Origin of the sequence: Stenotrophomonas sp. NPDC077420 (assembly GCF_044543385.1) — a bacterium.
Lineage (GTDB): Bacteria > Pseudomonadota > Gammaproteobacteria > Xanthomonadales > Xanthomonadaceae > Stenotrophomonas.
The window spans coordinates 96,981-121,914 of sequence record NZ_JBITVZ010000015.1; the positions used below are offsets into that span (position 1 = coordinate 96,981).

The following is a 24,934-nucleotide window of genomic DNA, read 5'->3' on the forward strand; positions in this document are numbered from 1 at the left end:
TCCTGGTGGGGGGATCAGGTACGGTCGTACAGCAGGTCCCACACCCCGTGGCCAAGTTTCTGGCCGCGGGTTTCGAAGTGCGTCTGCGGCCGCCATTCCGGCCGCTCCACCTGCCCGCGTGGACCAGCCCGGTTGACCAGCCCCGGGGTGGCGTCCAGCACCTCCCACATCTGCTCGGCGTAGTCTTCCCAGTCGGTGGCGCAGTGCAGCCGGCCTCCCACGCGCAGCTTGCGCACCAGCAGCGCGGCGAACGCAGGCTGGATCAGGCGGCGCTTGTTGTGGCGTTTCTTGTGCCACGGATCGGGGAAATAGATGCGCACTTCATCCAGCGCGCCATCGGCGATTTCCTTTTCCAGCACCTCCACCGCATCGTGGTGGTACAGGCGCACGTGGTCGGCGTTGTCGTCGGCCAGGGCGTTGAGCAGGCGGCCCACGCCGGGGGCGTGCACCTCCAGCCCGATGTAGTCGCGGCTCGGATCCTGCTGCGCGGCAAAGCGCAGCGCGGCCCCGTTGCCGAAGCCGATTTCCAGCACCTTCAGTGCATCGCGCCCGAACGTGGCGTCCAGGTCGCGTGGCTCGCCGGTGAAATCCAGCCCGAAACGCGGCCAGCGGTCGTCGAACGCGCGCTGCTGGGCCGGGGTGAAACGGCCCTGGCGCAACACGAAGCTGCGCACCTCGCGGCGGCCTTCGGTGACGGTGAAAGGCTTGGGCGGCGCCTTGGCGCCTGCGCTGTCGAAGGGATTGGTCATCAGCCGATCAACCCGTCCACCGGCGAGGACGCGCTCGCATAGCGCTTGCGCGGAATGCGCCCGGCCAGGAACGCCTCGCGCCCGGCTTCAACCGCCTTGCGCATGGCGCTGGCCATCAGCACCGGGTTGCGCGCACCGGCAATGGCGGTGTTCATCAGCACCCCGTCGCAGCCCAGCTCCATCGCGATCGCCGCGTCGGAGGCGGTACCCACGCCGGCATCGACGATGATCGGCACCTTGGCGTTCTCGATGATTTCCAGCAGGTTGTACCGGTTCTGGATGCCCAGGCCCGAGCCGATCGGCGCGGCCAGCGGCATCACCGCCACGCAGCCGATCTCTTCCAGCCGCTTGGCCAGGATCGGGTCGTCGGAGGTATAGACCATCACCTCGAAGCCGTCCTTGACCAGCTGCTCGGCCGCCTTGAGGGTCTGCACCACGTCCGGGTACAGCGTCTTCTGGTCGCCCAGCACTTCCAGCTTGGTCAGGGCGTGGCCGTCCAGCAGCTCACGCGCCAGCCGGCAGGTCCGCACCGCGTCGTCGGCGGTGAAGCAGCCGGCGGTGTTGGGCAGGAGGGTGTAGCGCTCCGGCGGCAGCACGTCCAGCAGGTTCGGCTCGCCCGGGTTCTGCCCGATGTTGGTGCGGCGGATCGCCACGGTCACGATCTGGGCGCCGGCCGCCTCGGTGGCAGCGCGGGTTTCATCCAGGTCCTTGAACTTGCCGGTGCCGGTCAGCAGCCGGGAGGCGTAGGTCTTGCCGGCGATCACCAGCGAATCGGGGGAAGAAGGAGCAGTCATGCGAAGAATTATCGCCCAACCAGGCCATTCCTGTCCGGATAGTGCAGATGCCGGTAGCGCCGGCCGGTGGCCGGCCCAGGCGGTCCCACCGTCAGCCGCCCCCCAACGCGTGCACGATCTCCACCACATCGCCTTCGGCCAGAAGATGGCCCGCGTGCCGGCTGCGGGTCACGATCTCCCCGTTGACCTCCACTGCCACCCGGCGCTCGGTGAGGTGTTCGGCCTGCAGCAGGTCCAGGACGGTGGCACTTTGCGGAAGCTGGCGGGGTTCGCCGTTGAGCGTGATGTTGACGAAGTTCATGGCGCGATTGTCCCCCAAAGTCGTCACTTCTGCGTACCCTTGCGCCCCCACCGATGCCCGTCCCGGCCCGTGGTGTCTGACGTCTGCGTGCCCTTGGCCCCGGCCATGCCGCAGCGCAGCGTGATGTCGCCGGGGTGCAGTGGAACCATGGCACCGTGCGCCGCCGTACGTCGGCCGTCATCACCCAAAAAGGAGTTTTTTCCATGCTGCTCAGCAAGCGTCCCCTGCGTTCCCTGATGGCCGTGGCCATCGCCCTGGCCGCCGTGCCGGCAATGGCGCAGTCGCCCTATTCGAAGACCATCTTCATCGGCGACAGCCTGACCGACCAGGGCTACTTCCGCCCGCTGCTGCCGGCCTCAGTGCAGCCGGTCACCGGCCAGTTCACGACCAACCCGGGTTGGGTATGGGCGCAGTACGTGGCCGACTACTACGGCACCAACGCCACCGCCCATGGCAACGGCCAGAATGGTGACAACTACGCCATCGGCGGCGCCCGCGTCGGCGTGGACACTACCCAGACCCTGGCCCCGGGCACCCCGGCCATTCCGGTCTACTCGCTCAAGACCCAGACCGCGCAGTACCTGGCCGCGAACGGCGGCAAGGCCGACGCCAACGCCCTGTACACCGTGTGGGGCGGCGCCAACGACCTGTTCGCCATCCAGGCGGGCGCACCGCTGCAGGCCACCCTCGGCGCTGCCGTGACCGACCAGGTCGGCATCGTGGGTACCCTCAAGGGCGCCGGCGCGCAGTACATCGTCGTGCCGACCCTGCCCGACATCGGCCTGACCCCGGCTGCACGCGCCGGTGGCGCGGTGGGCATGGCGCAGGGCACCGCGCTGGCCAAGGCCTACAACGATGCGCTGTTCGGTGGCCTGAAGGCTGCCGGCCTGCAGGTCATCCCGGTGGATACCTTCCACATCCTGCAGGAAATCGTCGCCAGCCCGGGCACCTACGGCTTCATCAACGTCACCAGCCCGGCCTGCGCCACGGCCTCGTCGCTGACCTGCAACCCGACCGCCTACGCCAACCCGAACGCGGCCAACAACTACGTGTTCGCCGATGGCGTGCACCCGACCACCGCCACCCACCAGATGCTGGGCCAGTACACGCTCTCGATCCTGGAAGCCCCGCGCAACCAGCAGATCCTGACCCACTCGGCACAGACCGTGGGCCGCGCGCGCGCCGACCAGGTCAGCGGGCACCTGGATGGCCGCCCGGCCGATGGCCTGAGCTGGTGGGGTGGCCTGCGTGGCGACATGCAGCGTTACGACCACGCCGACCTGTATGACGGCATGGCCCCGGCCGGCCTGTTCGGCATCGACTGGGCGCAGGACGGCATGGTGGTCGGCGGCTTCGCCGGCTACGGCCGCATGGATGCCGACTTCGGCAACAGCAAGGGCGACTTCACCCAGTCCGACACCACCCTGGGCCTGTTCGCCGGCTGGTATGGCGAAAACGTGTGGGTGAACGGCCAGGTCAGCTACAGCTGGCTGGACTACGACGTGACCCGTCGCGTGCAGCTGGGCCCGGCCGAGCGCACCCACACCGGCTCGCCGGAAGGCAGCAACCTCACCGCCGCGCTGAATGCCGGTTACGAGTTCGGCACCGAAGGCGGCTTCCGCCACGGTCCGGTGGCCGCGGTGATCTGGCAGAAGGTCAAGCTGGACGGGTACGTCGAATCCAACCCGAGCGCCACCGCGCTGGGCTACGCCAACCAGGACACCGACTCCACCGTGGGCCGCGTGGGCTGGCAGGCCCGCTTCGACGGCGGCAGCGTCAAGCCGTACGTGCAGGTCACCTACGACCACGAGTTCGAAGACGACAAGCAGGCCAGCGCCTGGCTGCAGACCATGCCGGACGTGGGCCTGTACAAGGTGCCGGGCCTGGAGTTCGACAAGAACTACGCCACCGCCGTACTGGGTGCGCGCATGAGCCTGTTCGGCCTCAACAGCAACATCGGCATGAGCACCACCGCGGCGCAGAAGCGCGCCCGCGACGTCAGCCTGTTTGCCACGGTGAGCGGCAGCTTCTGACGTAACGCCGGCCAGAACCGGTAGGGCACGACCGTTGGTCGTGCCGAACGCAACGGGCGGCCGCAAACCGCCCGTTGCCTTTTAACCCCCCGGGCAACTAAACTTCCCCGGCACCAAGCGGGTGTAGCTCAATGGTAGAGCTGTAGCTTCCCAAGCTACTGACGAGGGTTCGATTCCCTTCACCCGCTCCACTCGACCCTCATCATGCCTGTAAGTGCATGAAAATGCAAGGGTTTTAGTCGGAAATCCGGTATCTGAAACGCCTCCCCGAGGTATCGTTTTAGGTATCGTTCAATGCCAAAACCTTTTTTCTTGCAGCGCTCCAGCGGGCTATACGTTCGTTTTTTGGTGCCTGCAAAACTACGCGCGTGCATAGGCTCTCGCTTCCTTATCCGTCCCCTCTATTTGCCTCGTGGCGATGCTGCGCGACTAGCGGCCGCACGCATGGGCATGGCACTCTCCAAAGTGTTCGCTGCCCTACGGCGGCTAGAGGGATGTATGGACAAGGCAGAAATGGATGAACTGCTGCGCAAAGCGGCGTCGGGTGAGCTGTTTGAGCTGACGCTTGAGGGCGTGGAGTTGCCCAATGGCACACGGGTGGCCCGGGCACAAATCGATACGCCGCAAGACGCGTTGCTTTTCGCAGAGACGTTCGGCTTGCCTAGCCCGTCTGCCGAACCCACAGAAGCTTTTTGGGAGCGAGCGGGCCGGCGAAAGCAGCAAATGCGTGAAGCGTCTGCCCGCATCCAGGCAGAGTCGGCCGGCCTCCGTCTATCGAACGCCATCGCCGACCACCTGGCCGACTTGGAGCGCGCAAACCTTCACAGCAAAACCGTCTTGGAAAGTAGGCATTCGTTGCGGCTCTTCGCCGGAGCTATCGTGGCAGATGTGCCCGTCTCTTCGCTAAGCCAGGACCACGTGCGTGCGTTTTTTGAAGTGGTGCGCTGGTGGCCAGCCAATGCAACGAAGCGGTTGCCCTACCGCGACATGGCCAACGTCCATGAGGTTGTTGCAGCGGCGAGAGAGAACGAGGAGCCCGCACCCGCTGCCTGGACGCAAGCGAAGCACCGTCAGCGCCTGTCCGTGTTCTTGGTGTCCTTGGTTGACGGTGGGCACCTGGAGCGGAACCCGCTTCGCGGCGTCCGCCCGATGCAGACCCCCGATGCGGAGGACAAAGGTTCGCCATTCAGCACGGAGCAGTTGCAAGCTCTGTTTGAGCCAGCTGCATTCTCGGCTTGGGCAGCGAAATGGCCCCACAGGTGGTTTGGCACCATGCTGGGGCTTTACAGCGGTGCGCGAGTGACGGAGGTCGCGCAGCTGCGCATTGGGGACATCGACATCGTGAACGGCGTGCAAGGGTTCTTTGTCCGCGCGTCGCAGGAAGATAAGCGGGTCAAGAATCCGAACTCACGCCGTTTTGTTCCTCTGGCCGGTCCTGTCTTGGCAGCGGGATTCCTTGACTATGTCGCTGAGGTAAAAGCGGCTGGCCACGTCAGGATTTTTCCTAACCTGCCCGGAAGCAAGGAGTTGAGCTACGGCCGACAGCTGTCCCGTCAGTTCTCTACGTATGCGAAAAGGCGCGGGGTGGAAGAGAAAGGGCAGGGCTTCCACGGCTTCCGGCACACGTTCGCGAGCCTGTTGGATACTGCCGGGGCGACCCCTTCAGCCATTGCACCTCTGACGGGTCACTCACGCGGGCAAACCGTATTGGAGCGGCATTACATCGACCGCGGTAGCCTGCCGGACCGAGTCGCAACGTTGGCGCGCTTCGTCGCACCGGTGGAGCTACCGGCGTATACAGCTGGCCAGTTCGCTGAGCAGTTGCAGCGGGCGGCGGTGCTTGCTAAGCGGGAGGCGCGAGCGTCAACGACCAAGACCAACGCCCCCGCGTAAGCGGAGGCGTTGCGAAGCAAAGAGGGGCGGTTGCGGACCTTCAATCTCCCCGCTCGGGGCGATTTACGGCTTGCCTTGCTTTTCGAGGGCGCGCCGATTGCCTTCGTCAATCATCCTACGAACGGTGCTGTTCAAGTCTGCTTGGGACTGCGCAAGCGCTTCGGCCTTCTGATGCTCGCGCCGAGCTGCCGCAGGGTCAAAACGTCCGTTGACCCAGTTCGCTGGGTTCTCTTCCGGAAAGTCCTCAAAATAGTCCGACCATTCGCCCACGGTATGCCTCCTAGCAGGGTGTGGGCGAACAATACCCCATCTAAAGGCGCAGCCGCCAGAACCACGCAGCCCAACCGCATCAACCCCTTGCAGGCGGATGGCACGGGGCTGCGGGTCCTGTGTAGGGGTGGGATTCGCCTGCAGAAAGCAAAAAACCCCGCATGAGCAGGGTTTTGGTGACGGCGGGTAAAGCTTTTTATAATCCACCCGGAGGGCGGTGAACTTCGATTCATCCCCGCGAATGCGGGGAACCGCCGACAAGGTCGTTTTCCCACGGCGCTACGCCTATGTCAAGGCAATAACCTAACAGTCTCGCGACTTATTTTTTGCTGCCCTTGCGGCGCCTCTTTTTCAGGCTCGCGCCATTGGCGGCGAACCCTTTCGCCTTCAATAGTTTGTTTGCTGCACGCTCGGCGGCGCGTTGTTGTGCGTTGTTCATCAGCAGTTTCTAGCGCGTTTGGGCAAATGCGCAAGTCCGGCGGCGCACCGGCGCCGCCTCCCGCCTTTCTCCCCAGGGGGAGCCGAGCGGCAGCGAGGTCAGAAGGGCGGCATAGCCGCCCGTGCTTTTGCTGTTGCTGTTGAACCCAAGCGCAGACTGCCCAGCGACGAAGCCCGCGCGCGTGTTCTCCTGATAGTGACCCCTCGGCCGCGAAGACGCCGATAGGCGGCCTGAAGCAACGGGGGGGCGCTGACAGCGCGCCCCCCTGCGACCCCCCTGCTGCCGAGGTCCGCCGCCGCAGGCGGCGGCCTCGGCCTTCCGGTTCGCTCGCTCAAAACGCTGTTCGTTTTGGGCGGGCAACCCGTTTTGCGGGTCGCTGGGCACGAGCCCCCCACCCGTCAGGGCCAGGAAAAACGAGATAGTCGGCCCGCGCTTGATGTGCCTTGCGGCTGCGGGTGTGCCGGCGGGGTTCGACCCCGTGACGGCCTAGCATGGTTCACAGCGTCGCCGCTGCTGCCCCCGGTCCACGCCGCCCACGGTCTGCTGTAGGCGTCTCTCTCGGGCTGCGGCAAAGCCAGCGTTCGCCTGCGGTTTCTCGCAGGCCCAGGTTGCGGGGGTGTCCTACACAGTTAAGCCCCCAGTCCCCAGTTGCCGCGCGCTTGCCCGGTCAAGGGCTGATTGACAGAACCGTTTGATGGCTACGAACCACCCCCGCCTAGCGCCAATCGCGCAGGCCATCGAGGCAATGGATTCGGAGGAGAGAAAGAAGGGGCTTGCGGGTCCGTCCGGGCTTGTTAGAGTGGCCTCAAGGGGCCTTGCCTGGGCAGGTAGCTGATTCCTACTTTGCTCGCCTCCGAGATTCGCTGTCTCGGGGGCCGTGAATCAAAACTAAGACGCCCCCCGGTTTTGTCAAGCCGGGGGCGTATTTTTTATTTCTAGAGGTGGTGAATGAATCCTGCAACTCTTATTTCGCTCTCTACGGTTCGGCTACTTTGCGGCAATGCGGGCGTATCAGCGTCCGTAGGAACTGGGTTTTTCTACATGGCTAATTTCGATGTCCCTGAAGGAGTCGCAGATTTTCCGTTGGTGATTACAAATAAGCATGTTGTTGCCAACTGCAATGAGGTCAAGATGACGCTGACCGTTCGTCAGCCAAGCAACGTCATGAGCGAGATGGTCGTTGCCCCTGGAGACAGTCATCTAAACTTTTTAATCCCCGGATTTCAGGAGCGGATGCTGTCGCACCCCGACCCCGCGGTTGACCTTTGCGCTTTTTACATTGGCGACATCATGGGAGACATGCATTTGGCCGGACACCAGCTGAGGAATACGTTCCTAAATGCTAGCTTCCTAGTTCCAGATGACGAGAAAAAGAACATTAGACCAATCGAGCCGGTGATGATGATTGGCTATCCGAATGGGCTATGGGACGAAGAAAACAACCGCCCTCTAGCGAGGCGCGGAAGCACCGCTAGTCATCCGTTCCTGAGGTGGAACGGGAAGCCTGAGTTTGTGATTGATGCCGCTTGCTTCCCCGGTTCAAGCGGTTCTCCCGTTTTTCTCTTTGAAGATTTGATGTTTAGAACAAAAGATAATGGATACACACCGGGAACTAAGGCGCAGTTGCTAGGCATCTTGGCTTCAGGGCCGCTCTACACCAGCGAAGGTGCGCTCATCCAGAGAGACATCCCGACCGCCACCACCATTGTTCCGGTGGTCCAATCTATGATGAATCTAGGCAATGTTGTGCACGCAAGCGCCATTAGCGACATCGTAGCCATTGCAAAGGAATCGGCGTTATCGGGGAAGCTCTTCACGAAGGCGACCGCTCTCTAAGATGGCGGAAGGCACGCTGGCACCTGCTCCGCTGTCTCCGGAGCAGCGCGCCAAGGCCGTCGCGGCTCTTCTCAAGGCATCGGCGGCGGCCGACGGCGAGGCGGACTGACCGGCTCCGGTGGCCGCACGGCTTGGTCCGGGGTCGGCGGCATTGGCGCCATGTCCCGCGTCGGTGCGAGCTCGGCGGTGGGTTTAGCGGGCGGGAACTGCTTCGGGAACTGTGTCAAAAAGTCGGCCCTGGCCAGCTCGAACGCCACCTCGGCCTTTTTCTTGGCCTCTCTGGTCGTATCGCGGAGCTTCCGAGCCTGCTGCTCCTGCCCCTTCGCTTGCCGCTTCTGTTTCTGCGCGGCCTGGGCGGTCTTGTCTTCGGCGGTAGGCCGTCCCACCTTGCGCAGCGCCGTGGACAGCAAATCCGTGGGCACAGGGAACGTGTTGGCGTCGGCCACGGCCCTGCGACGGTCTAACCGCGCTTGCTCCCGGTCCTTCTTCGCCTGGCCGTAGGCCGCTTGGCGCTCCTCTAAGTCCGTGTGGCACCTGAGGAGTGTGCGAGAGGCAGAACGTTGCTCGGGCGTGGCGGTCCTGTTGCTGTTGCTGTTGCTGGATTGAAGCGACAGGCGTGCCACTTTGAACATGTGCGCGATCATCGCGTCCAAACTTTGTGTCACTTGCTCGCCGGCCATGAGTTCCGCCTGTCTGTTAGGTGTGGTTTTGCGTGAAGCGCGCTCGATGCCAGCCGCCCCCTTGTTCTGATGACCGCCCCCAACGGGGGCTTGCCGGGGCATGGATGACCCGGCTTTGTGCGCAGCGGGACGCTGTGCACGCGCCTGGACGGCGGCCCCTGCCCCGGGTGTCAGGGCTTGGGCTGAAATCCTGAGCACCGCTGGACGAGGGTCGTGATATCGCGGTGCATCTGGCCGCAGAACACGACTAAATCCGCCGGCTTCGGGCGCTCGTCGTCCCCCCGTGGCCAAGCCAGGGTTAAGGCTGTGGAGTGGGCGCAGCGCAGGCACGCGCTCGTCGCCAGTTCCGGGTTTTCGGACTCGGAGAGCATCAACGCTATTTCGGGTGAGAGCGGGGGCACGGGGGCCACGCTTGCGGCCGGGCTGGCGGCTGGAACTGCTGGGTTCATGGCGTGCGGCCTCGTTGGTAAGGGTGTTAACGGCGGAGCGCAGGCGCGCCCCGGATTCTTTGCGGCGTTCCAAAAGCGCTTGCGCATGCAGGGCTTGCTCATCTACTTGGGCCAAGCGGCCTTCGGCAGCGGCTTGGGTCTTGAGGGCTTCGAAGCGTTCGGCGTGGGCCGTCACGCGGCTGGCTGAAGCGTCGCGCACGCCGTCGTTTCGTCTAGCGCGCGGCAAGCGCTCGCCCCGGCGGCGGGCTTGCGTGACCGCCTTTCCCTCGTGTTTGGTGGCCGGGCGGCTCAACTTGGCCGCCTTGGCGAAGTCATCTTTTTCGACGGCCTCGACTTGCTGGTCCAACAAAGAACGATGGTCTACGCGTTCCGCGACGCCCTCGGCGGCCAGCATGCTGTTGACGAATTTGGCCCAGTGTTCCCGTTCTCTGTCTGCCAGCGTGGGTTGCTTGGCCCGCTTGCAGGCAATCGGGTCCAGCGCCACGGCCTTTTTCCCCAGGCTGCCATCTGGGTTAACGCTGCACGCGCTGAGCAGAATGTGCGCGTGGTGATTGCGCTCGTCCCCGCCCTTGCTCGGTTCGTGTATGGCCACGTCCGCGGCCACGCCGTAGCGCTCCGCCAGATGGCGGGCAAAACCATGCGCCAGTTCTTGACGCTTCTCGGGAGAGAGTTCGGCGGGGAGCGCCACCTCCACCTCACGGCATGTGATGGCGTCTCCGCGCTTGTGGTGGGCCTCGACCCGATTCCAGAACTCCGCCCGGTCGGCTGTCTGTTCGCCAGGCAGGCAAAGCGCCGAAAACGCGACGCCTTGGCGGCGCGTGTAGTCGTGGACCGTCCCGGTCAAGGCGTCTTCAATCCGCACCCCCGCGCGATAGGCAGCGCCAGCGGTGGACGAGTGTCCCCCCGAGCGTGAGTAAGCCTTTGCAGTGAAGTGGTAAATCGCCAATCCCGTCTCCTAGCGCAGCCCCCTGGGGGGCGAGCAATGGGGGGCTGGCGTGCGCAGCGCGCCGGGGTGTCGGGGGCGTAGCCCCTGACCGCACGTAATCCCGAAGGGATTACTCTCAGTGCGCTCTTGTTGTTTTCTCTGGGCGCTGCGCACCCATCGAAAACTGCATGAGAACCCGGGTCGCTCGCTTCGCTCGCTGGCCCTTGATTTCAGGTTCCCATGCACATTGAAACTGTCAACTTTTTAGCCAAGAGCAAAGGCGGCGCTCGCTGCTCGCTCGCGCCAGTTGAGGGCGGTGCCCCCCCCTTGCCTTCGGCCTAGTTTGTGATTGCATGGTCTATCGGGTCTGATTAAAGGCGTGTCGTGGCTAATGTTGAGCAACAAAAAATAAAGTTAGGAAAGATTCTGGAAACGGCAGCGAGAGAGCAAGCCAAGTTGCTGGTTGCTGAAAAGCAGGAGAAAGAACGTAAAGCGCGGCAGGCGACGAAGGAGCGAGCGAAGGAGCGCGCCGCATTGTTCCGCTCAAAAGATGCTCACCGAAAAATCGTTCTGGGCGGTCTGGTCATTGCAGCTGAAGCCGATGACTGGGACCCCGCCGAGATTGTCGGTGCGCTTTTGGTCATAACGACCCAGCTGGAACGTGAGCCGCAGAGGCGCGACGCGCTGCGAGAGCGGGGCATCAAACACCTGGAAGACCGCGCCGCCGCCCGAGAGGCCAACCGGTCATGAGCACGTATGCCGAAGCCAATCCCCTCCATGAGGCCGCAGCGAATGGGGACGCTAGCGAAACCGCCGCGCTGCTGGCAGCCGGTCATAACCCCAACATAAACGGCGTCATGTGCTTGGGGAACACACCGCTCCATGCAGTTGTGAACGCGTTCGGTCACACGGAGACCGGCGCACTCGTCCAGACGGCGACCCTGCTCCTGAACGCCGGCGCCAATCCAGAGGTCACGAACGGCGAAGGCGTCTCCGCCACGGATTACGCCACCGCCTACGCCCCGCTTTTGGGCCAACTGTTCCGTGCCCACACTCGCTCACGCGCCATTGGCGCTGGCATGCCGTCCGTCACTGACTGGCGCGCGGCCCGGTCGGGCCAGAAGAGCAAGCCTTTATCCGCTCCTCGGCCTCCCCGGTTCTAGAGAAACCTCTATGTATATCCATCGTCCTGACCGTTCCGCTGCCGGCACCCCATCGCGCGGCTTCTCCCTGGTCGAGGTTCTGCTGGTCCTCGGCGTCTCGTCCGCGATAGCGGCCGCCGGCTGGCTGCTGTTTGGCCCGACCAGCGTGGCCGCCGACGTGAAACAAACTCAACTGGATTTCAGTGAGACCGCCAGCGCCATCGAACGAAGCCTAGGAATCGTGGGCGGCTATTCAGGCCTGTCCACGTCGCTCGTGCGAACGGATGGCCTGGCCGCACAGCGGCTGAGGCAAAGCGACGGCCTGCGCAACGTGTGGGGCGGCTCCGTTTCGTTCTGGCCGAACACGGTGAAGCGTGGGAACGACTCGTTTTTAGTCGAAACCAGTGACGTGCCCAAGGCAGCCTGCGCCAAGTTGGTTGCAGCGATGGCCGGCGACCCAGCGGTGTGGGATGCACAGGTCAACGGCGAGAGCATCTATTTGAACAACAAATACGACCCGGCCAACGCTGCCACCGCATGCGAACAGGACGGTGGCGACCGTCTGGGTTTCGTGTATTTTTCCGGCCTGGCAAGCGGCTCTGCGGTAGCCACGCTCCCGCCGACTTTGCCGACCGTGCCCCCGTCCATCGACCCGGCCAATCCCAGCACTCCCACCGGCCCGGTTACCGGTGCGCCCAGTGTGGGCGACGCAACCCCAGGCACCCCGGTCACCGTGGCCCCAGCTGCGCCCCCGCCGTCGCCGCCTGTGGTGCCTGGCGCGCCGCCGGCCGCCCCGGTTGTGCCTGGTCCAGGGGTAGGTATTCTGCCCACGACTCCCATCAATCCGCCGTCTCTGACCCGCTGCACGCCGCCAGGCCCGGACCACCAAGACGTTGCCGCCTGCCCTGCCGGCACGTGGGGGATGGTCCACCAAACCCGCACGTGGGCCTGCCCAGAAGCGTGGGCTTCCCCTGAGCCTGGTCCCTGGGCGAATGCCGGCAACGCCTGCGTAGCCTGCCCAGGTCCGGAAACCGAAAGCTCTACCCAATGGGTCGGCGCCTCGCAGGCATGCCCAACGGGCCAGGCTGGGGCGCACACTTGGGAAGCCGAGCAAGTCGCCACGCGTCAGCGTTCCTACGGATGCCCGGCCGGCACGACCGCCGCACCTGGCCCCACCTATGGAGGTTGGTCTGCTTGGAGCTTCACCGGCACCCGCCGCAGTGAAACGAACACGTGCGCCACGCAAGGATTGGTGGTCGTCTCTGGTTTCGTAAACCTGTCCGTGGCCAACGCCTACGGCACTGTTGGCCGTCTGACCTTGACCGAAGCTACGAACTGGACCTATTTGGCGGGTCAAAGCTCTGACTGGTCCAGCACTTGGGGCCCGGTGCGCGGTGATGGCAGCCTGCAAATCACTTACAACGGGGCCACCGCCACCGTCTCAGGTGCGGGCAGTAGCAGCAACACGGCCCGCCCTGGCAGCCCGACATCGTTCACCGCGAGCAACCAAACCCTCAGCTTCAACGGCAAGCTTGTGGAGTTCGAGTTCCGTGGCAACGCCTCCACTGATAACGGGTCGGTCATACGCGGCAGCGTGGCGTTCTACTACCGCGTTCTTCCTTGAGTCGAGGAAAGGAAAAGCCCCGCATTGCGGGGCTCTTTTGTTGCCTTGCCTCTGGCGTTAGTTCGTCTGCGCCAGTAGGCCCGGGGTCACGGTGAAGTTGCCCAGGGTGCGTTCGGTGCCCTTGCCCTCCTGGTAAAGCACCTGGCCTTCTGCGACCAAATACCCGGGTCCTGCCGCGTAATCGCCGTTGGAGAAGTATGCCCCGCCGACTTTTTCAGGGCGGCCACGCTTCACCATTCGGCCCGAAACCATCGGGTTTTCGGCGTAGAACGAAACGTCGGCGGAGGTGGGGAAGACCGAGCGGGTATGCGGGTGGGAGTGGATGGAGACGTTCAGGGCACGCATCCCATCCGGCACGTTGCTCCGGCTCATTGAGCAGGTCATTGCGCCTTTGGTGCTCCCCAGGCGGACGCCATAGCGTTCGCTGTCAGCCGCGACCATGCCGCAGACTTCGTGGCCGCTCGCGCGGGTGTGCTGGTCCAGCGACGGGGCAATGCGGAGGATGAAGTCGCCCAAGGTTTCCCCCGGTTCGCTGACGAACTCCCCAACGGGCTGGGGCGGGGCTGCGGACGCGGGGAGCGGGAGCAGCGACACGGCGGCAGCGAGAAGGGTCCCAAGGGCAAAACGGTGCATGGCGTCACTCCGGTGATTGAGTGACGACCCACAACCCTGCTAGGCTCCGCAGGTATCGTTTCAGGTATCGTTTTCTAGCCCGCTGACCTGCTACTTTCGTGCAGAATCAATGGGTTAGGCGGGTTTGGGGCTTGTTCCCTTCACCCGCTCCACGAGACCACTCAATCAACAACTGTCTGATTGAACTGGCAATTCGGGCCAACTGATGATCCCGAGCGATGCCCCCCGAGGTATCAATCGAGGTATCAATCATGCCCAAGCCCCTGTTGCTGGCGCGCCCAGCTGGGCTCTACGCACGCTTTTTCGTCCCGACCGTCCTCCGCGCAATGGTCGGCACGCGCTACCTCGTCCGCTCGCCGGGACTTTGCCGCGGCGACCACGCCAAGTTGGTGGCGGCCATGATGGGGATGGCACTATGCTCAGCATTCGATGCCATGCGGAAAGGGATTGCCGCACCTCGCTGTGCGCTAGCAACTTGGCCCAGGAATTGAAGGGCAAGACAGTTGCGCAATGGCGGGCTGAGAATCCTGGCACCGAACAGCAGCACGTCTGACGGTCTTCTTCTGAGTGCGGAAGGCGCCTTGGCCGGCGCACGTCGAACTTTCCTCTATCTGGAAGCCGGAACGCGGCACGCCAGCGCCCCCCATATCTCAGCCCATGCTCATCCCGCGTGCTTGGCTCCCCTGCTGCTCGCGCGCCTCCGTCAGCTGCTGCTCCAAGCGCTGCGCTTGAAGGCGTTGCTCTTGGTTCACTACCTCGAACTGCTGCATCGACGCTTCCACCGGTGTCTGTGCGGCCTGCTCAGTGGGCATGGCACCTCGTTGGTGCGCCGGGTTGCTCGGCTCGCCTTGGACAACGAACACGTAGTGCGCTGCGTCTTTTTCGGGGGTCGCATTGCTCAGCAAAACATGGTCCACCCGCTCCAGCCCGTTGTCCTTGGCCAAGACCAACAGGCTGGCGGTCATCCGTTCGCTGGTCGCATCGAAGCTACGCCCGTGCTTGGCATCCAGCGCGGTCACATGCTCGCGTATCTGCTGGTAAAGCGCATGGTCGGGATGACCGGCCTGCATCGGCGTCATCGCCACTGCCGGGGTAGCATGCTGATCCGGGAGCGCCGGCGCCTGGACTACGGGTGCGGTCGGCAGGTTCTCGGCCGGCTGGGCAGGCACCGCCTGATTGGGATGCTGGCGACCTTCGATGACTGGGTGCTGCGCGGAGTGGGCCTGCCCGTTCAATGGCGACGAGGACGGTGTGATCGGCTCGGGCGGGCAGGGCGCCACGGGCTGCCGCGAGGTGTCCTGATTCTGGGCACCCGCTGGCTGGACATCGCGCTCATGGTGCGCCGATGGCGTGGGCTGCAGGGAAGCCGGTTGAGCAGCTTGCCTATCCTGCTGGGGCCGATCATCTACTGCTGCCGGTGCCGGCCGCACTTCCGGTTCGTGTCGTGGTGCGTCTCGTTGAGTGGACGAATGGCTTCGTTCGGGACGTTCCGGAGCTACTGGCGGCGAAGCACCAACGGGAGCGGTTGCTGCTGCCATCATCACTGCATCGGAGGCAGGGGTTGCATCACGTTGCCGATCCGCATCGACTGCCACCTGCGGTGCTCGAGCCTCATCCCTTTCCGCCTGCTGATGCGCCTCGCGTTCTTGCGGCGACGGCGCAGCAATCCGCAGGTCCGGGGTATCTGTAATCGGCGCCTGCTCATGGCGCTGGGCTCGCACCTCATTCAGTGCCTGCCGCAGTTCTTCGCTGCTGGTGGTGGCGACCTGGCGAGCGATCCCATCTGGCCCGGTCTGGAAGTGGATGATCGGGCTGTCGTAGCCGCGCTTGTCCGTCCCATCGGGTTTCAACTGCTGCATCGTCCGGCCAGTAATGCCGTTGGACTCCAGCGTCCGCTGCGTCGCCAGCCCGATGGCCAGCTGAGTGTCAGGGTTCACGTTCAAATCGACGCCGACGCTTCGGTAGCGGTGCAGCAGTTCGTACTTTTCCGATTGAGCGGCCGTGGGCGCCGGCAATGCCTGGATGTCCGCCAACGCCTGCTGCGAGCGCTCCAGCGAAGGCTGGCGCATCTGGTTGGTCAGTTCCAGCTCCACGGCCAGGTTGCCGCTGGCCAGCCCGACCTGGCTCACCCATTGGCCCGCTTCATTCCGCTGGTAACGCTGGTTATCTGAGCCCAGCACGACGTCGCTGTTGGCACGCGCCGCCCCCACTGCCGCAGGTAGGCCCACACCATGGTCCTGTGCGCGTTGGGCGGCGCGGCTCTCCAGGTAGGCCGCTGCAATGGCTTCGCGCCCGGTGGCGATGTTGCTCTCGATGCGGCCCAACGCCTCCTGGTTGAGCTGCTGGGCGCGCTCTGGGGCTGCGGTCTGGGTTTCGTAGGAGCCCCGGTCATTCGCGCCGGACACGCTTGATTTGACTTGGCGCTCCCACAGTAGGCTCTCGGCATTGCGCCGCCAGTCCTGGTTGTCCAGCCCGCGCCGGTCGCTGGCCTGGGCGGGGATCTTGAACGGGTCCTGCGGTGGGGGCGCGTTGCCCAGTGCCAGTTCCACCGCCTTTGCACTGGCCATCGCACCGAGCTCTTGGGACTTCTCGTAGCTGGCCACGACGCTCTGCTGGACGGGGCCGGTATGTCCATCCGGCGTGCGATCGACAACGGCTTGGCGTTTCCAGTTGCGCCCGTTGAACTGCCAGTCCACCCCTGCCTTGTCGGTCTGGTGGTAGATGGCGCGGTTGTCCAACAGGTCTGCGCCTCTCTCAAATGCCTTGCTCAGGAGCAGTGCATCAGCAGCCACTGCGGCTGCGGGCACAAATCCACTTCCGCCCAGTGCCATCGCCGTAGAAGCACCACCTGCCCATCCGCCCACGTTGCGGGCAATGGCGTGGTTGACCTCCGACTGTGCGGCGGTGGTGTTGCCCTGCTCCAGCAGCTCGGCGGAGCGGCGAGCGGTCATGATCGCATCGGCGCCCGTTGCCAGCAGGCCGCCGGAGCGGACCAAGGTCCGGGCCGAGGCCTCGCCCATGAGTAGTTCCATGGACACGGCGCCGTGCTGACCACGTGGAACGCGAAGAGGCGAGGCTGCCTCCGCGCCGAGGGTGTTTTCTACCACCTGGATGCTGCCTTGAGACAGACTCAAACGGCCGTCGTGGTGAGCGTTTGAGATTGCCAGGGAGAGCCCATGGCGCTGTAGCTCTATCGCTCCGCCTCGCGTCAGGGGGTTGGGAATGGTATGGATATGTTGGAGCGTGCTGACGACGCGACCTTCGGTGTGGGTGACACCGGCCCAGCCATTGTCAACCGGTGCGAAACCTTTCATCCGCTGCAGCTGTGCTGCATTGCCCTGTCCATAGCCCTGCTCGTTGTGGAAAAAGCTCTGGACCGTGGGACGGATATCGTCTGCACGAAGGCCATAGGGCGCATTGGTGTAAAGGTCGCCGTTGATGAGGCCGGCCCGTATGGTGTCTCGAAACGTGTCCACGCGCCCGGCAATCCGAGCCAGCGCGTCTGGGTCGCCGGCAAGCGCTCTGGCGCCATCCGGTGTTTGCTCCAGACGCCGCAGGCGCTGCTGAAGTCCCACCTGGTAGTCCGCGATGGGGCCGCCACTATGTGGTGTGATGCTCAGAGTCTGAGCAAACGCTGGATCGGTAGGGAGAAATATCCGGTTCTCAGGGGCATGGATATTGAAATGCCCGGCATCTGAAATAGTTTTGAGTAGCGGACTCCGGTCCAGCGTCTGCTGCTCAATGGCGTGATGGTCTTGAAAAACAGGTCCTTTGCGAGACATGGTTCAGGCACCTTCCCAGTCACCGATTGTTAGGCTGTCAGATATTCGAGGCGTCGATGAACCACATGCCGTCGGCATCGCTATTGGTCGCAATGCCTGCCCCAGCGGCGGCATCCTTGAACACACGGTCGCAGAAGATCGTGCTGTTGTAAGGCGTCTTGAATACGTGTGCCGAACCCAGGAGGTCTCGTTTGAAGGTAACGCTGGCACCGCCGGTCAGGTCGTAGAACTTACCGTTGATGAACTCTTCGGTTGTGTCGATGAAGAGCTTTGATGCATCTTCATCCAGCGCGTCGATCTCCTGCACCACAGTGCACAGGAAGTGGCGTGGCCCCTTGCTGCCATCTGCGAGGCGGTAATCGACTTCCGCAAAGGCGAACGCGTTGGGGTCGACCGAGGCCATGACGTGGTGAAGCCGCTCGGACACCAGCCAGTAGCCGCTGAACCCGGGCTCCAGATCCTTCGGCGGGGGTCCTTTGCTGGGGGAATAGACCAGGCGTGGAGTTTCACGCAGCGCCGGGAACCCCCCGTCCTCCGGCCGTAGAATCAGTCGCGGGGGGGACAGCAACGTGCCTAGGTTCTCAAAGACCACCCCGCAACTGGGGCCATTGATGGTCCCTGCTTCAAGGATGAAGAACTCTCCAGACTTGGGCTGATTGGGCATGGTTGATTCCACGCGTTGGGTCCTGTCCATGTGGGAGCCTGCCTGCCATCGGTGCCGAACAGGTTAACCCGAGCGGCAGATGGCGGGCGAGTTTGCGAAACTTCCAGCTGTGGCGCGCAGGGGGATCACCGTGCGCGACTTAGGACCTGAATGCCCGGCCGTGTCAGCGCCTGCAGTATCTTCCCTGGTCCGCTGTGCCCCCGCCGATTGACGCTGGAGGATCGAGACGCCCCTGCGGAGTAGGCCAAAGGCGACATAAAGCTATCGGCGTGAAGCGAGGTTGGGTGCGACGACCTCTTTCAAGGTCATCGCAAGCTGTCACGCGCTGAGGGTAGGGAGCGAAGAGGCGCTGGCACGGGTGATTGAGCTGGCCGAGGTGCCGCAGCTCGGCCGCTTCAGGGCTTACGGGTAGAACTTGCTGGGGTCCGAAAGCTGAGCAGCAAACTTGCCTCGTTGATACGTAGGCAGTTCAACAGTCGACTTGTAGCGCTTGATGGTTCGGATCTTCTTCTTCTAAGCCAGCGCCGACTTCTTGTGGAAGTAAGCCTGGTGCAGGACTGCACGCGTGCAGCCAGCGCAATCTTTTCGCTGTTCCTGACGAGCCCGGCAAGGCTGCTCTCAAGCTACTGGTGGTGCCATTCCTTCGCGACGTCACCTGAGCCGACAGGAGCTCCTGCGTTGGCCCTGACACTGCGATATCAATCTCCTTGCACCGCATTAACCCGTCAGCGGTGACCATTCACCCGTCGGCGTCCTGCGCCATCGGTGGAGCACTCCCATGCCTGGTACCAACAAGTCCATCCTGCTGCAGGCCAACGAGGCCATCGTTGCGGGCGACAATGAAGGATTCCTTTCCCACTGCACGGACGACATCCGCTGGACGACGGTGGGCGAGGGCACGCTGGAAGGCAAAGAGGCGGTTCGGCAATGGATGAAGGGTGCCTACGCCACCCCGCCGCAGTTCAAGGTAGATCAGCTCATTGCCGCAGACGACACGGTGGTTGCGCTCGGCACCATCGTGGCCAATGGCGACGATGGTCAGCCAACTGAGTTTGCCTACAGCGATGTGTGGCGGTTCCGGAACCGGAAGATGGCCGAACTGCGCGCGTTTGTCGTTCCTACAGGGAAGTCGCGGTAACCCTAACGGTCTTCGCAGTTGAACCGTTGCAGGATTCCCGGCACCTGCAGGGAAATCTCCCTGGCCAGGAAGCCCAATGGGCCGACCGACCCGGCAAGCAGCCGACCGGCCTCGCCATGCGTCCACACGCCCCACAATGCAGCCTCCATCGGCGTTGCGCCACGCGCGGCGAAGCCTGTGATGAGTCCGGCGAGTGCATCGCCGGAACCGGAGGTGCCAAGGCCAGGACCACCGCCCTCGTGAAGCCACGCCTCTCCATCCGGCCCAACGATCAGCGTGCGCGGTCCCTTGAGCACCACTACGCTGGAGGTGGCTCGCGCCATCTTGATGGCGTGCTCCAGCGGGCTGCGCTCCACATCTTCCTTGCGCCCGCCACACATGAACGCCATCTCGCCTGCGTGAGGGGTCAGGATGAACGGCGCGCCCGCACCGGCGCACACGCCACCGTTGAGCGCGCCCGCATCGAGCACCACGGTCGCCTTCATCTGATGCAGCCGTGCCGTAAGTCGGGTCAGGAACGGGGTGGGGCGCATCCCCGGCCCGACGAGGACGGCGTCGCACTGGTCCAGGGCGGCTTGCAGGGCAGGGCTGCCGGGCGCGATCTCGCCGGTGGCGTCCTCGGGCAGGCCGATCACCAGCGCTTCGGGAACCGCCACGCCCAGCGCCGTGGCACAGGAACGCACCGTCGCGATCTGCAGCTTGCCCGCCCCGGCGCGCAACGCCGCCTCGGCGGCCAGCAGCGCCGCGCCGGGCACCTGCACGGAGCCGCCCACGACGCACAACCGCCCCCGATCCTCCTTGCTGGTTCCCGGCGCCGGCAGCGGCATCGCCTGCAGCGCGGCAGGGGTCAGCTCGCGGATGGCCGGTGCCGTCATCTCAGCGCGCTCCGGCGGGCGTGTCCGGCGCACCGGTGCGACCCTCCTGCGCCAGCTCGGCCGGCACGAAGTTGGTCGTCACCAGTTCCAGCGCATCACCGGCATCGGATGCCCGGTACTCGGTCACCCCGCAGTTGGGCACGTCGCCTTCGCGGTCGATATCCAGAATCGCGCGCTCATCCAGTCCCTCCAGCAGATACCGCATGCAGTTCACGATGACCTGATGGCCCACGACCATGACGTTGGCTCCCACATGGCTGCGCTGCAGGTCGGCAACCACACCGCGCAGGCGCAGGATCACGTCGCACCAGCTTTCGCCACCGGGTGGCCTGAAATAGAACTTTCCGACCAGCTTGCGCTGCTCGGCCAACTCAGGGAAGGTCGCCCGGATACCGCTGGAGGTGTATCGGTCCAGCACCCCGAATTCTTTTTCACGCAACCGCTCATCCACGACCAACGCGTTGTGTGGATGACCCAGCACAGCCGCAACGGCTTCAGCGGTCTGGCGTGCCCGCACATAGGGAGATACCAGCACGACGGTCGGGCGATCTTCCTCGGGCATCTTCGCAACCCAGTCCGCCAGCGCGGCCGATTGGCGTTCCCCCAGCGCAGACAGGGGTACATCGGCGTCTCGGTGCTCCAGTTCGATCAGCGTGATGCCTTCGGCTTCGGCATGGTCACGCGCCACGTTGCCTGCACTCTGCCCGTGGCGAACCACCCAGATCCGGTCGGGCCATCGGGCCGTGACGCCCTCCATTGCGCTTTTCTGATCCACCTGCATCTCCCGGCTGGCTACGCGACCCTGTCGCGACGTTCAAGACACGCTAGAGGGGCAGGTGTTAGCCATGCGCGTAGCATCGTGAAGACGGGGTGCACGTGCCGGTACGTGCTCGCGGTGGCCATGGTTCGGGCAGCCGGGACGTCGCGATGCCGTCATCTGCGCAGGGCCGCTGCACGCTATGCTTCGCGCTCTCCCCACCCCCATGCCGCGATGAAACTGGCCATCCTCTCCCGCAACAGCAAGCTGTACTCCACGCGGCGATTGGTGGACGCGGCGCGTTCGCGCGGGCATACCGTGCGCGTGCTGGACCCGCTGCGCTGCTACATGCGCATTTCCGCCACCGGGTTCAGCCTGCACTACAAGGGCCGGCCCATCACCGGGGTGGATGCGGTGATCCCGCGCATCGGTGCCTCCATCACCCGCTACGGCACTGCCGTGCTGCGCCAGTTCGAAATGATGGGGGCGGTCACGCCCAATCCGTCCGACGCCATCCTGCGCGCCCGCGACAAACTGCGCGCCCACCAGATCCTGGCCTCCAAGGGCATCGACATGCCGGTCACGGTGTTCGGCGACAACCCCGACGACACCGTGGACCTGCTGTCCATGCTGGGCCCGCCGCCCCACGTGGTGAAGCTCAATGAAGGCACCCAGGGCAGGGGGGTGATCCTGACCGAAAAGGCCAGCGCCTCGCGCGGCATCGTCGAAGCCCTGCGCGGGCTGTATGCCAACTTCCTCATGCAGGAGTTCATCGGCGAGGCCCAGGGCGCGGACCTGCGCTGCCTGGTGGTGGGGGACCATGTGGTGGCCGCGATGCAGCGGCAGGCGCCGGAGGGCGACTTCCGCTCCAACCTGCATGCCGGCGGCAGCGCCCAGGCCGCCAAGGCCAGCCGTGCCGAGCAGCAGGTGGCGGTGCGCTCGGCCCGTGCGCTGGGGCTGGGCATTGCCGGGGTCGACCTGATCCGCTCCAGCCGCGGCCCACTGGTGCTGGAGGTGAACTCCACGCCCGGCCTTGAGGGCATCGAGGGGATCAGCCAGGACGATCTGGCCGGCCGCATCATCGAACAGGTGGAAGCACAGGTAGCTTTGGCAAAAAAGCAAGTAAAATCAAAGCATTGAAATTTTCCTGGAGCGGCCGGCCGGGTTTTAACACCCGTTTAATCGCCCCCGGCGTAGGCTTCCACGAACCGCAGCTCTGCCCTCCTCAGCAGATATCGGTAATCGGGAATGACTTCAGGCCCAGGCGGGATCCGTCTGGGCCTTTTTCCATCCATGCCGTGGCTCACTTGCTGAGGTGAAGCCCGCAGGGATACATTCGGCATTCCATTCACATGAAACTAAGGATTGGTTGCAATGAAGCGAATGATTCTGGCCGCCGGGACTGCGGCTCTGGTGCTGGCGCTGGGCACGGCCCACGCAGCGCCGCAGGCTGAAGTGTTTGCCCGCGGCAAGCCGCTGGCAGAGCAGATCAGCCGCATCGATGTCGAAATGAATGACGGTGAGACCTACGCGGAGCTGACCCTGGAAGACCGCAGCCGTGTCCGCCAGGCGCTGGGCCGCATGCGTGGCGTGCTGGACCAGTACCCTGACCAGGCCACCATCAGCGATGGCGCCAAGACCGATCTCTACAACGACCAACAACTTGTGAACACCGTTTTGACGAAGGCGCGCGAAGATAGCCGCCTGATCTGCACCCGCGAGAAGTCGACCGGCTCACACCGGGCAACCACGCAGTGCAGGACAGTGGCCCAGCGCGAGCGCGACAAGACGTCTGCACAGCACAAGCTGAGCACCGCGCAGCGCACGGGCCACAACATCATCCCCTAAGAGGTCACATGCGAATTCTTGTAATTGAAGACAACAGCGACATCGCCGCCAACCTGGGCGACTATCTCGAAGACCGCGGTCACACCGTGGACTTCGCCGCCGACGGCGTGACCGGCCTGCACCTGGCGGTTGTGCATGAGTTCGACGCGATCGTGCTGGATCTCAATCTGCCGGGCATGGACGGCATCGAAGTCTGCCGCAAGCTTCGCAATGAAGCGCGCAAGCAGACCCCGGTGCTGATGCTGACCGCACGGGATTCGCTGGACAACAAGCTGGCCGGGTTCGATTCCGGTGCCGACGACTACCTGATCAAGCCGTTCGCGCTGCAGGAAGTGGAAGTACGTCTGAACGCCCTGTCGCGTCGCGGCAAGGGCGTGCAGACCCGGGTGCTGGAAACCGGTGACCTGGAATACAACCTGGACACCCTGGAGGTTCGCCGCCAGGGCAAGCTGCTGCAGCTCAACCCCACCGCCCTGAAGATCCTGCAGGCGTTGATGGAAGCCGCACCGGCGGTGGTGACCCGCCAGGAGCTGGAAACCCGCGTATGGGGCGAAGAACTGCCCGATTCCGATTCGTTGCGCGTGCACATCCACGGCCTGCGCGCCGTGGTGGACAAGCCGTTCGAGGTGCCGTTGATCCAGACCCGCCATGGCATCGGATACCGCATCGCCGCCCCGGAAGTCTGATCCGGTGAGCGACAGGGGGAGCCGCCGCCGCGCGCCGTACCGGCGCCGGCTGCGCAGCCGCATCATCGTCTCGTTCGTGCTGTTGGGCTTCTGCCTGACCACGCTGTTTGCGTTCGCCACGAACTGGACGCGCGCGCGCGTGGAAAACCAGCTCGTCGAAGACGTGATGAACCGCAACATCGACGAATACGCGCGGCGGTTCCAGCTGGACCCGTCGCGCAGCCCCGACCTGCCGGTGCAGCAGATCCGGGCGTTCGTATACCCGGCCGACAAATTCGACCGGGTCCGCGAGGAGCGCCCCGAATGGGCCGCGTTCTCCAATGGCAACTACAACGTCAGCGGGATGGACGAGGAGAACAAGCCCTTCTCCTACAAACTGGCGGTACGCAAGACGCCGGAGGCCTGGTTCTTCCTCGCCTACGACATGACCGAAAGCCTGCGCGGCGAAGGCCAGTTGAACCGCGCGTTGTTCTTCTCGGTGCTGGTGTTCAGCGCGCTGTCGCTGGTGCTGGGCTGGTGGTCCGCGTCCAAGGTGATGAAGCCGGTTTCAGACCTGGCCGCGCGCCTGCGTGCGTACCGCGGCGGCACCAGCGACCCTGAACCGCTGGCGCCCCGGTTCCCGGACGACGAAGTAGGGCAGCTGGCCCAGGCCCTGGATGACTATTCCGCGCGCCTGACCGAAGTGGTCCAGCGCGATCGCGAGTTCAATGCCGACGTCAGCCACGAACTGCGCACCCCCTTGGCGGTGATCCGCGGCGCCACCGAGCTGCTGCTGACCCGCCCCGACCTGGACCCGAAGGTGCTGCAGCGCCTGCAGCGCATCCAGCGTGCCGAACAGCAGTGCACCGACCTGATCGGCTCGCTGCTGCTGCTGTCGCGCAACGAGCGCGGCCAGGGCAGCAGCAACGTCGCCCGCGTGGCCGAACAGCTCCTGGACGCCCACCGCGCCCAGCTCGGTGGCAAGCCGCTGGAACTGATCCTGGAAGGCGATCGCGAACTGGTCATCGACGCTCCGGAATCGGCCCTGTCGGTCGCCTTGGGCAACCTGATCGGCAACGCAGTGAAGTACTCGCAGGAAGGCTCGGTGCGGGTAGTGGTCACCGGCAACCGGGTGGAAGTGATCGACAGCGGCCCCGGCCTGAGCCCCGAAGACGCGGCCAAGCTGTTCCAGCGCGGCTACCGCGGCACCCATGCCGGCCACTCGCAGGGTGGCGGCATCGGCCTGTCCATCGTCAGCCGCCTGTGCGACCTGTACGGCTGGCAGGTAAACGTGCGCCCAGGCGAGGGCAGGGGCGTAATAGCCACCCTGACGTTCTCCCCCGCGTAGCGACACGCCATTGAACTGACCCCCAGAAGTTGGACGCCCATCCAACCTCTGGAATTTGTTCATGATCCAATACGAAAGGCGTTTCAAAC

At 64.4% G+C, this 24,934-nt stretch carries 21 protein-coding genes, 1 tRNA gene and 1 pseudogene; 13 read left to right on the forward strand and 10 right to left on the reverse strand.

The features are described 5' to 3' along the window. Positions 1-14: 14 nt before the first annotated feature. From trmB to thiS, 3 genes are all read right to left on the reverse strand, one after another. A complete protein-coding gene (trmB, locus tag ACIGII_RS14855; RefSeq protein ID WP_399639136.1) occupies positions 15-749 on the reverse strand; it encodes a tRNA (guanosine(46)-N7)-methyltransferase TrmB in 735 nt (244 codons plus the stop codon). Continuing rightward, complete coding sequence (locus ACIGII_RS14860; protein WP_399639134.1) at positions 749-1,543, reverse strand: thiazole synthase; 795 nt, start codon at positions 1,541-1,543, stop codon at positions 749-751. The genes trmB and ACIGII_RS14860 overlap by 1 nt, the downstream gene beginning before the upstream one ends. Before the next feature lie 91 nt (positions 1,544-1,634). Beyond that, complete coding sequence (gene thiS, locus ACIGII_RS14865; protein WP_399639132.1) at positions 1,635-1,844, reverse strand: sulfur carrier protein ThiS; 210 nt, start codon at positions 1,842-1,844, stop codon at positions 1,635-1,637. Between the two features lie 203 nt (positions 1,845-2,047). Between thiS and ACIGII_RS14870 the strand changes: the two genes are divergently transcribed. The 3 genes from ACIGII_RS14870 (at position 2,048) to ACIGII_RS14880 (ending at position 5,770) form a co-directional block, all read left to right on the forward strand. Continuing rightward, positions 2,048-3,877, forward strand: a complete 1,830-nt coding sequence (locus ACIGII_RS14870) for an autotransporter outer membrane beta-barrel domain-containing protein (protein ID WP_399639130.1) — start codon at positions 2,048-2,050, stop codon at positions 3,875-3,877. A gap of 117 nt (positions 3,878-3,994) precedes the next feature. Further along, positions 3,995-4,068, forward strand: a tRNA-Gly gene (locus ACIGII_RS14875). 103 nt (positions 4,069-4,171) lie between these two features. Beyond that, positions 4,172-5,770 (forward strand): site-specific integrase, encoded by a 1,599-nt coding sequence (locus ACIGII_RS14880; RefSeq protein WP_399639128.1) that lies wholly within the window; start codon positions 4,172-4,174, stop codon positions 5,768-5,770. A 63-nt stretch (positions 5,771-5,833) separates the two neighbouring features. Here the strand turns inward: ACIGII_RS14880 and ACIGII_RS14885 are convergent, their stop codons facing one another. Further along, positions 5,834-6,040 carry a hypothetical protein gene (locus tag ACIGII_RS14885; RefSeq protein ID WP_399639126.1) on the reverse strand — a complete coding sequence of 69 codons (207 nt, stop codon included), beginning with the start codon at positions 6,038-6,040 and terminating at the stop codon, positions 5,834-5,836. A gap of 1,387 nt (positions 6,041-7,427) precedes the next feature. Here ACIGII_RS14885 and ACIGII_RS14890 point away from each other — a divergent pair. After that, complete coding sequence (locus tag ACIGII_RS14890; RefSeq protein WP_399639124.1) at positions 7,428-8,315, forward strand: serine protease; 888 nt, start codon at positions 7,428-7,430, stop codon at positions 8,313-8,315. Positions 8,316-8,386: 71 nt separating this feature from the next. Here ACIGII_RS14890 and mobQ read toward each other — a convergent pair whose 3' ends face one another. Further along, the gene (mobQ, locus tag ACIGII_RS14895; RefSeq protein WP_399639122.1) at positions 8,387-10,390 is read right to left on the reverse strand and encodes a MobQ family relaxase; all 2,004 of its coding nucleotides are present in this window, start codon (positions 10,388-10,390) and stop codon (positions 8,387-8,389) included. A gap of 363 nt (positions 10,391-10,753) precedes the next feature. Between mobQ and ACIGII_RS14900 the strand changes: the two genes are divergently transcribed. The 3 genes from ACIGII_RS14900 (at position 10,754) to ACIGII_RS14910 (ending at position 13,135) form a co-directional block, all read left to right on the forward strand. Beyond that, on the forward strand, positions 10,754-11,119 hold the full coding sequence (locus ACIGII_RS14900) for a conjugal transfer protein TraD (protein WP_399639121.1): 366 nt from the start codon (positions 10,754-10,756) through the stop codon (positions 11,117-11,119). Positions 11,120-11,226: 107 nt separating this feature from the next. After that, a complete protein-coding gene (locus tag ACIGII_RS14905) occupies positions 11,227-11,532 on the forward strand; it encodes a hypothetical protein (protein ID WP_399657555.1) in 306 nt (101 codons plus the stop codon). A gap of 10 nt (positions 11,533-11,542) precedes the next feature. Next, positions 11,543-13,135, forward strand: coding sequence for a type 4 pilus major pilin (locus ACIGII_RS14910; RefSeq protein ID WP_399639118.1), 1,593 nt, complete (start codon positions 11,543-11,545; stop codon positions 13,133-13,135). 57 nt (positions 13,136-13,192) lie between these two features. Here the strand turns inward: ACIGII_RS14910 and ACIGII_RS14915 are convergent, their stop codons facing one another. Then, on the reverse strand, positions 13,193-13,768 hold the full coding sequence (locus ACIGII_RS14915; RefSeq protein WP_399639117.1) for a hypothetical protein: 576 nt from the start codon (positions 13,766-13,768) through the stop codon (positions 13,193-13,195). Between the two features lie 218 nt (positions 13,769-13,986). Here ACIGII_RS14915 and ACIGII_RS14920 point away from each other — a divergent pair. Continuing rightward, positions 13,987-14,217, forward strand: a pseudogene (locus ACIGII_RS14920) (integrase); the annotation flags it as partial. A 201-nt stretch (positions 14,218-14,418) separates the two neighbouring features. Here the strand turns inward: ACIGII_RS14920 and ACIGII_RS14925 are convergent. Both ACIGII_RS14925 and ACIGII_RS14930 read right to left on the reverse strand, forming a co-directional pair. After that, positions 14,419-17,550 (reverse strand): XVIPCD domain-containing protein, encoded by a 3,132-nt coding sequence (locus ACIGII_RS14925; protein WP_399639115.1) that lies wholly within the window; start codon positions 17,548-17,550, stop codon positions 14,419-14,421. A 37-nt stretch (positions 17,551-17,587) separates the two neighbouring features. After that, positions 17,588-18,226, reverse strand: coding sequence for a DUF1629 domain-containing protein (locus tag ACIGII_RS14930; protein WP_399639270.1), 639 nt, complete (start codon positions 18,224-18,226; stop codon positions 17,588-17,590). A gap of 766 nt (positions 18,227-18,992) precedes the next feature. Between ACIGII_RS14930 and ACIGII_RS14935 the strand changes: the two genes are divergently transcribed. Then, positions 18,993-19,352 carry a nuclear transport factor 2 family protein gene (locus tag ACIGII_RS14935; protein ID WP_399639113.1) on the forward strand — a complete coding sequence of 120 codons (360 nt, stop codon included), beginning with the start codon at positions 18,993-18,995 and terminating at the stop codon, positions 19,350-19,352. Positions 19,353-19,354: 2 nt separating this feature from the next. On the opposite strand, the gene ACIGII_RS14940 is transcribed toward ACIGII_RS14935, so the two are convergent. Continuing rightward, positions 19,355-20,227, reverse strand: a complete 873-nt coding sequence (locus tag ACIGII_RS14940) for an NAD(P)H-hydrate dehydratase (RefSeq protein ID WP_399639112.1) — start codon at positions 20,225-20,227, stop codon at positions 19,355-19,357. Between the two features lies 1 nt (position 20,228). Continuing rightward, the gene (locus ACIGII_RS14945; protein ID WP_399639111.1) at positions 20,229-21,008 is read right to left on the reverse strand and encodes a histidine phosphatase family protein; all 780 of its coding nucleotides are present in this window, start codon (positions 21,006-21,008) and stop codon (positions 20,229-20,231) included. 210 nt (positions 21,009-21,218) lie between these two features. Here ACIGII_RS14945 and rimK point away from each other — a divergent pair, with 210 nt between their 5' ends. From rimK to ACIGII_RS14965, 4 genes are all read left to right on the forward strand, one after another. Beyond that, positions 21,219-22,124, forward strand: coding sequence for a 30S ribosomal protein S6--L-glutamate ligase (rimK, locus tag ACIGII_RS14950; protein WP_399639110.1), 906 nt, complete (start codon positions 21,219-21,221; stop codon positions 22,122-22,124). A 234-nt stretch (positions 22,125-22,358) separates the two neighbouring features. Continuing rightward, entirely contained in the window at positions 22,359-22,832 is a 474-nt protein-coding gene (locus tag ACIGII_RS14955; RefSeq protein ID WP_399639108.1) for a hypothetical protein, read from the forward strand. A gap of 8 nt (positions 22,833-22,840) precedes the next feature. Further along, complete coding sequence (locus tag ACIGII_RS14960) at positions 22,841-23,518, forward strand: response regulator transcription factor (protein ID WP_070207495.1); 678 nt, start codon at positions 22,841-22,843, stop codon at positions 23,516-23,518. After that, complete coding sequence (locus ACIGII_RS14965) at positions 23,481-24,845, forward strand: sensor histidine kinase (protein WP_399639106.1); 1,365 nt, start codon at positions 23,481-23,483, stop codon at positions 24,843-24,845. Before ACIGII_RS14960 ends, ACIGII_RS14965 begins: the two co-directional genes overlap by 38 nt. Positions 24,846-24,934: the final 89 nt, after the last annotated feature.

Coding starts and splice junctions, on each gene's coding strand:
- ACIGII_RS14870 (WP_399639130.1), top strand. CDS start 2,048: ATGCTGCTCAGCAAGCGTCCCCTGCGTTCCCTGATGGCCGTGGCCATC.
- thiS (WP_399639132.1), bottom strand. CDS start 1,844: ATGAACTTCGTCAACATCACGCTCAACGGCGAACCCCGCCAGCTTCCG.
- ACIGII_RS14915 (WP_399639117.1), bottom strand. CDS start 13,768: ATGCACCGTTTTGCCCTTGGGACCCTTCTCGCTGCCGCCGTGTCGCTG.
- ACIGII_RS14890 (WP_399639124.1), top strand. CDS start 7,428: ATGAATCCTGCAACTCTTATTTCGCTCTCTACGGTTCGGCTACTTTGC.
- ACIGII_RS14965 (WP_399639106.1), top strand. CDS start 23,481: ATGGCATCGGATACCGCATCGCCGCCCCGGAAGTCTGATCCGGTGAGC.
- ACIGII_RS14860 (WP_399639134.1), bottom strand. CDS start 1,543: ATGACTGCTCCTTCTTCCCCCGATTCGCTGGTGATCGCCGGCAAGACC.
- ACIGII_RS14905 (WP_399657555.1), top strand. CDS start 11,227: ATGTGCTTGGGGAACACACCGCTCCATGCAGTTGTGAACGCGTTCGGT.
- ACIGII_RS14910 (WP_399639118.1), top strand. CDS start 11,543: ATGTATATCCATCGTCCTGACCGTTCCGCTGCCGGCACCCCATCGCGC.
- ACIGII_RS14935 (WP_399639113.1), top strand. CDS start 18,993: ATGCCTGGTACCAACAAGTCCATCCTGCTGCAGGCCAACGAGGCCATC.
- rimK (WP_399639110.1), top strand. CDS start 21,219: ATGAAACTGGCCATCCTCTCCCGCAACAGCAAGCTGTACTCCACGCGG.
- ACIGII_RS14940 (WP_399639112.1), bottom strand. CDS start 20,227: ATGACGGCACCGGCCATCCGCGAGCTGACCCCTGCCGCGCTGCAGGCG.
- ACIGII_RS14960 (WP_070207495.1), top strand. CDS start 22,841: ATGCGAATTCTTGTAATTGAAGACAACAGCGACATCGCCGCCAACCTG.
- trmB (WP_399639136.1), bottom strand. CDS start 749: ATGACCAATCCCTTCGACAGCGCAGGCGCCAAGGCGCCGCCCAAGCCT.
- ACIGII_RS14945 (WP_399639111.1), bottom strand. CDS start 21,008: ATGCAGGTGGATCAGAAAAGCGCAATGGAGGGCGTCACGGCCCGATGG.
- ACIGII_RS14955 (WP_399639108.1), top strand. CDS start 22,359: ATGAAGCGAATGATTCTGGCCGCCGGGACTGCGGCTCTGGTGCTGGCG.
- ACIGII_RS14925 (WP_399639115.1), bottom strand. CDS start 17,550: ATGTCTCGCAAAGGACCTGTTTTTCAAGACCATCACGCCATTGAGCAG.
- ACIGII_RS14880 (WP_399639128.1), top strand. CDS start 4,172: ATGCCAAAACCTTTTTTCTTGCAGCGCTCCAGCGGGCTATACGTTCGT.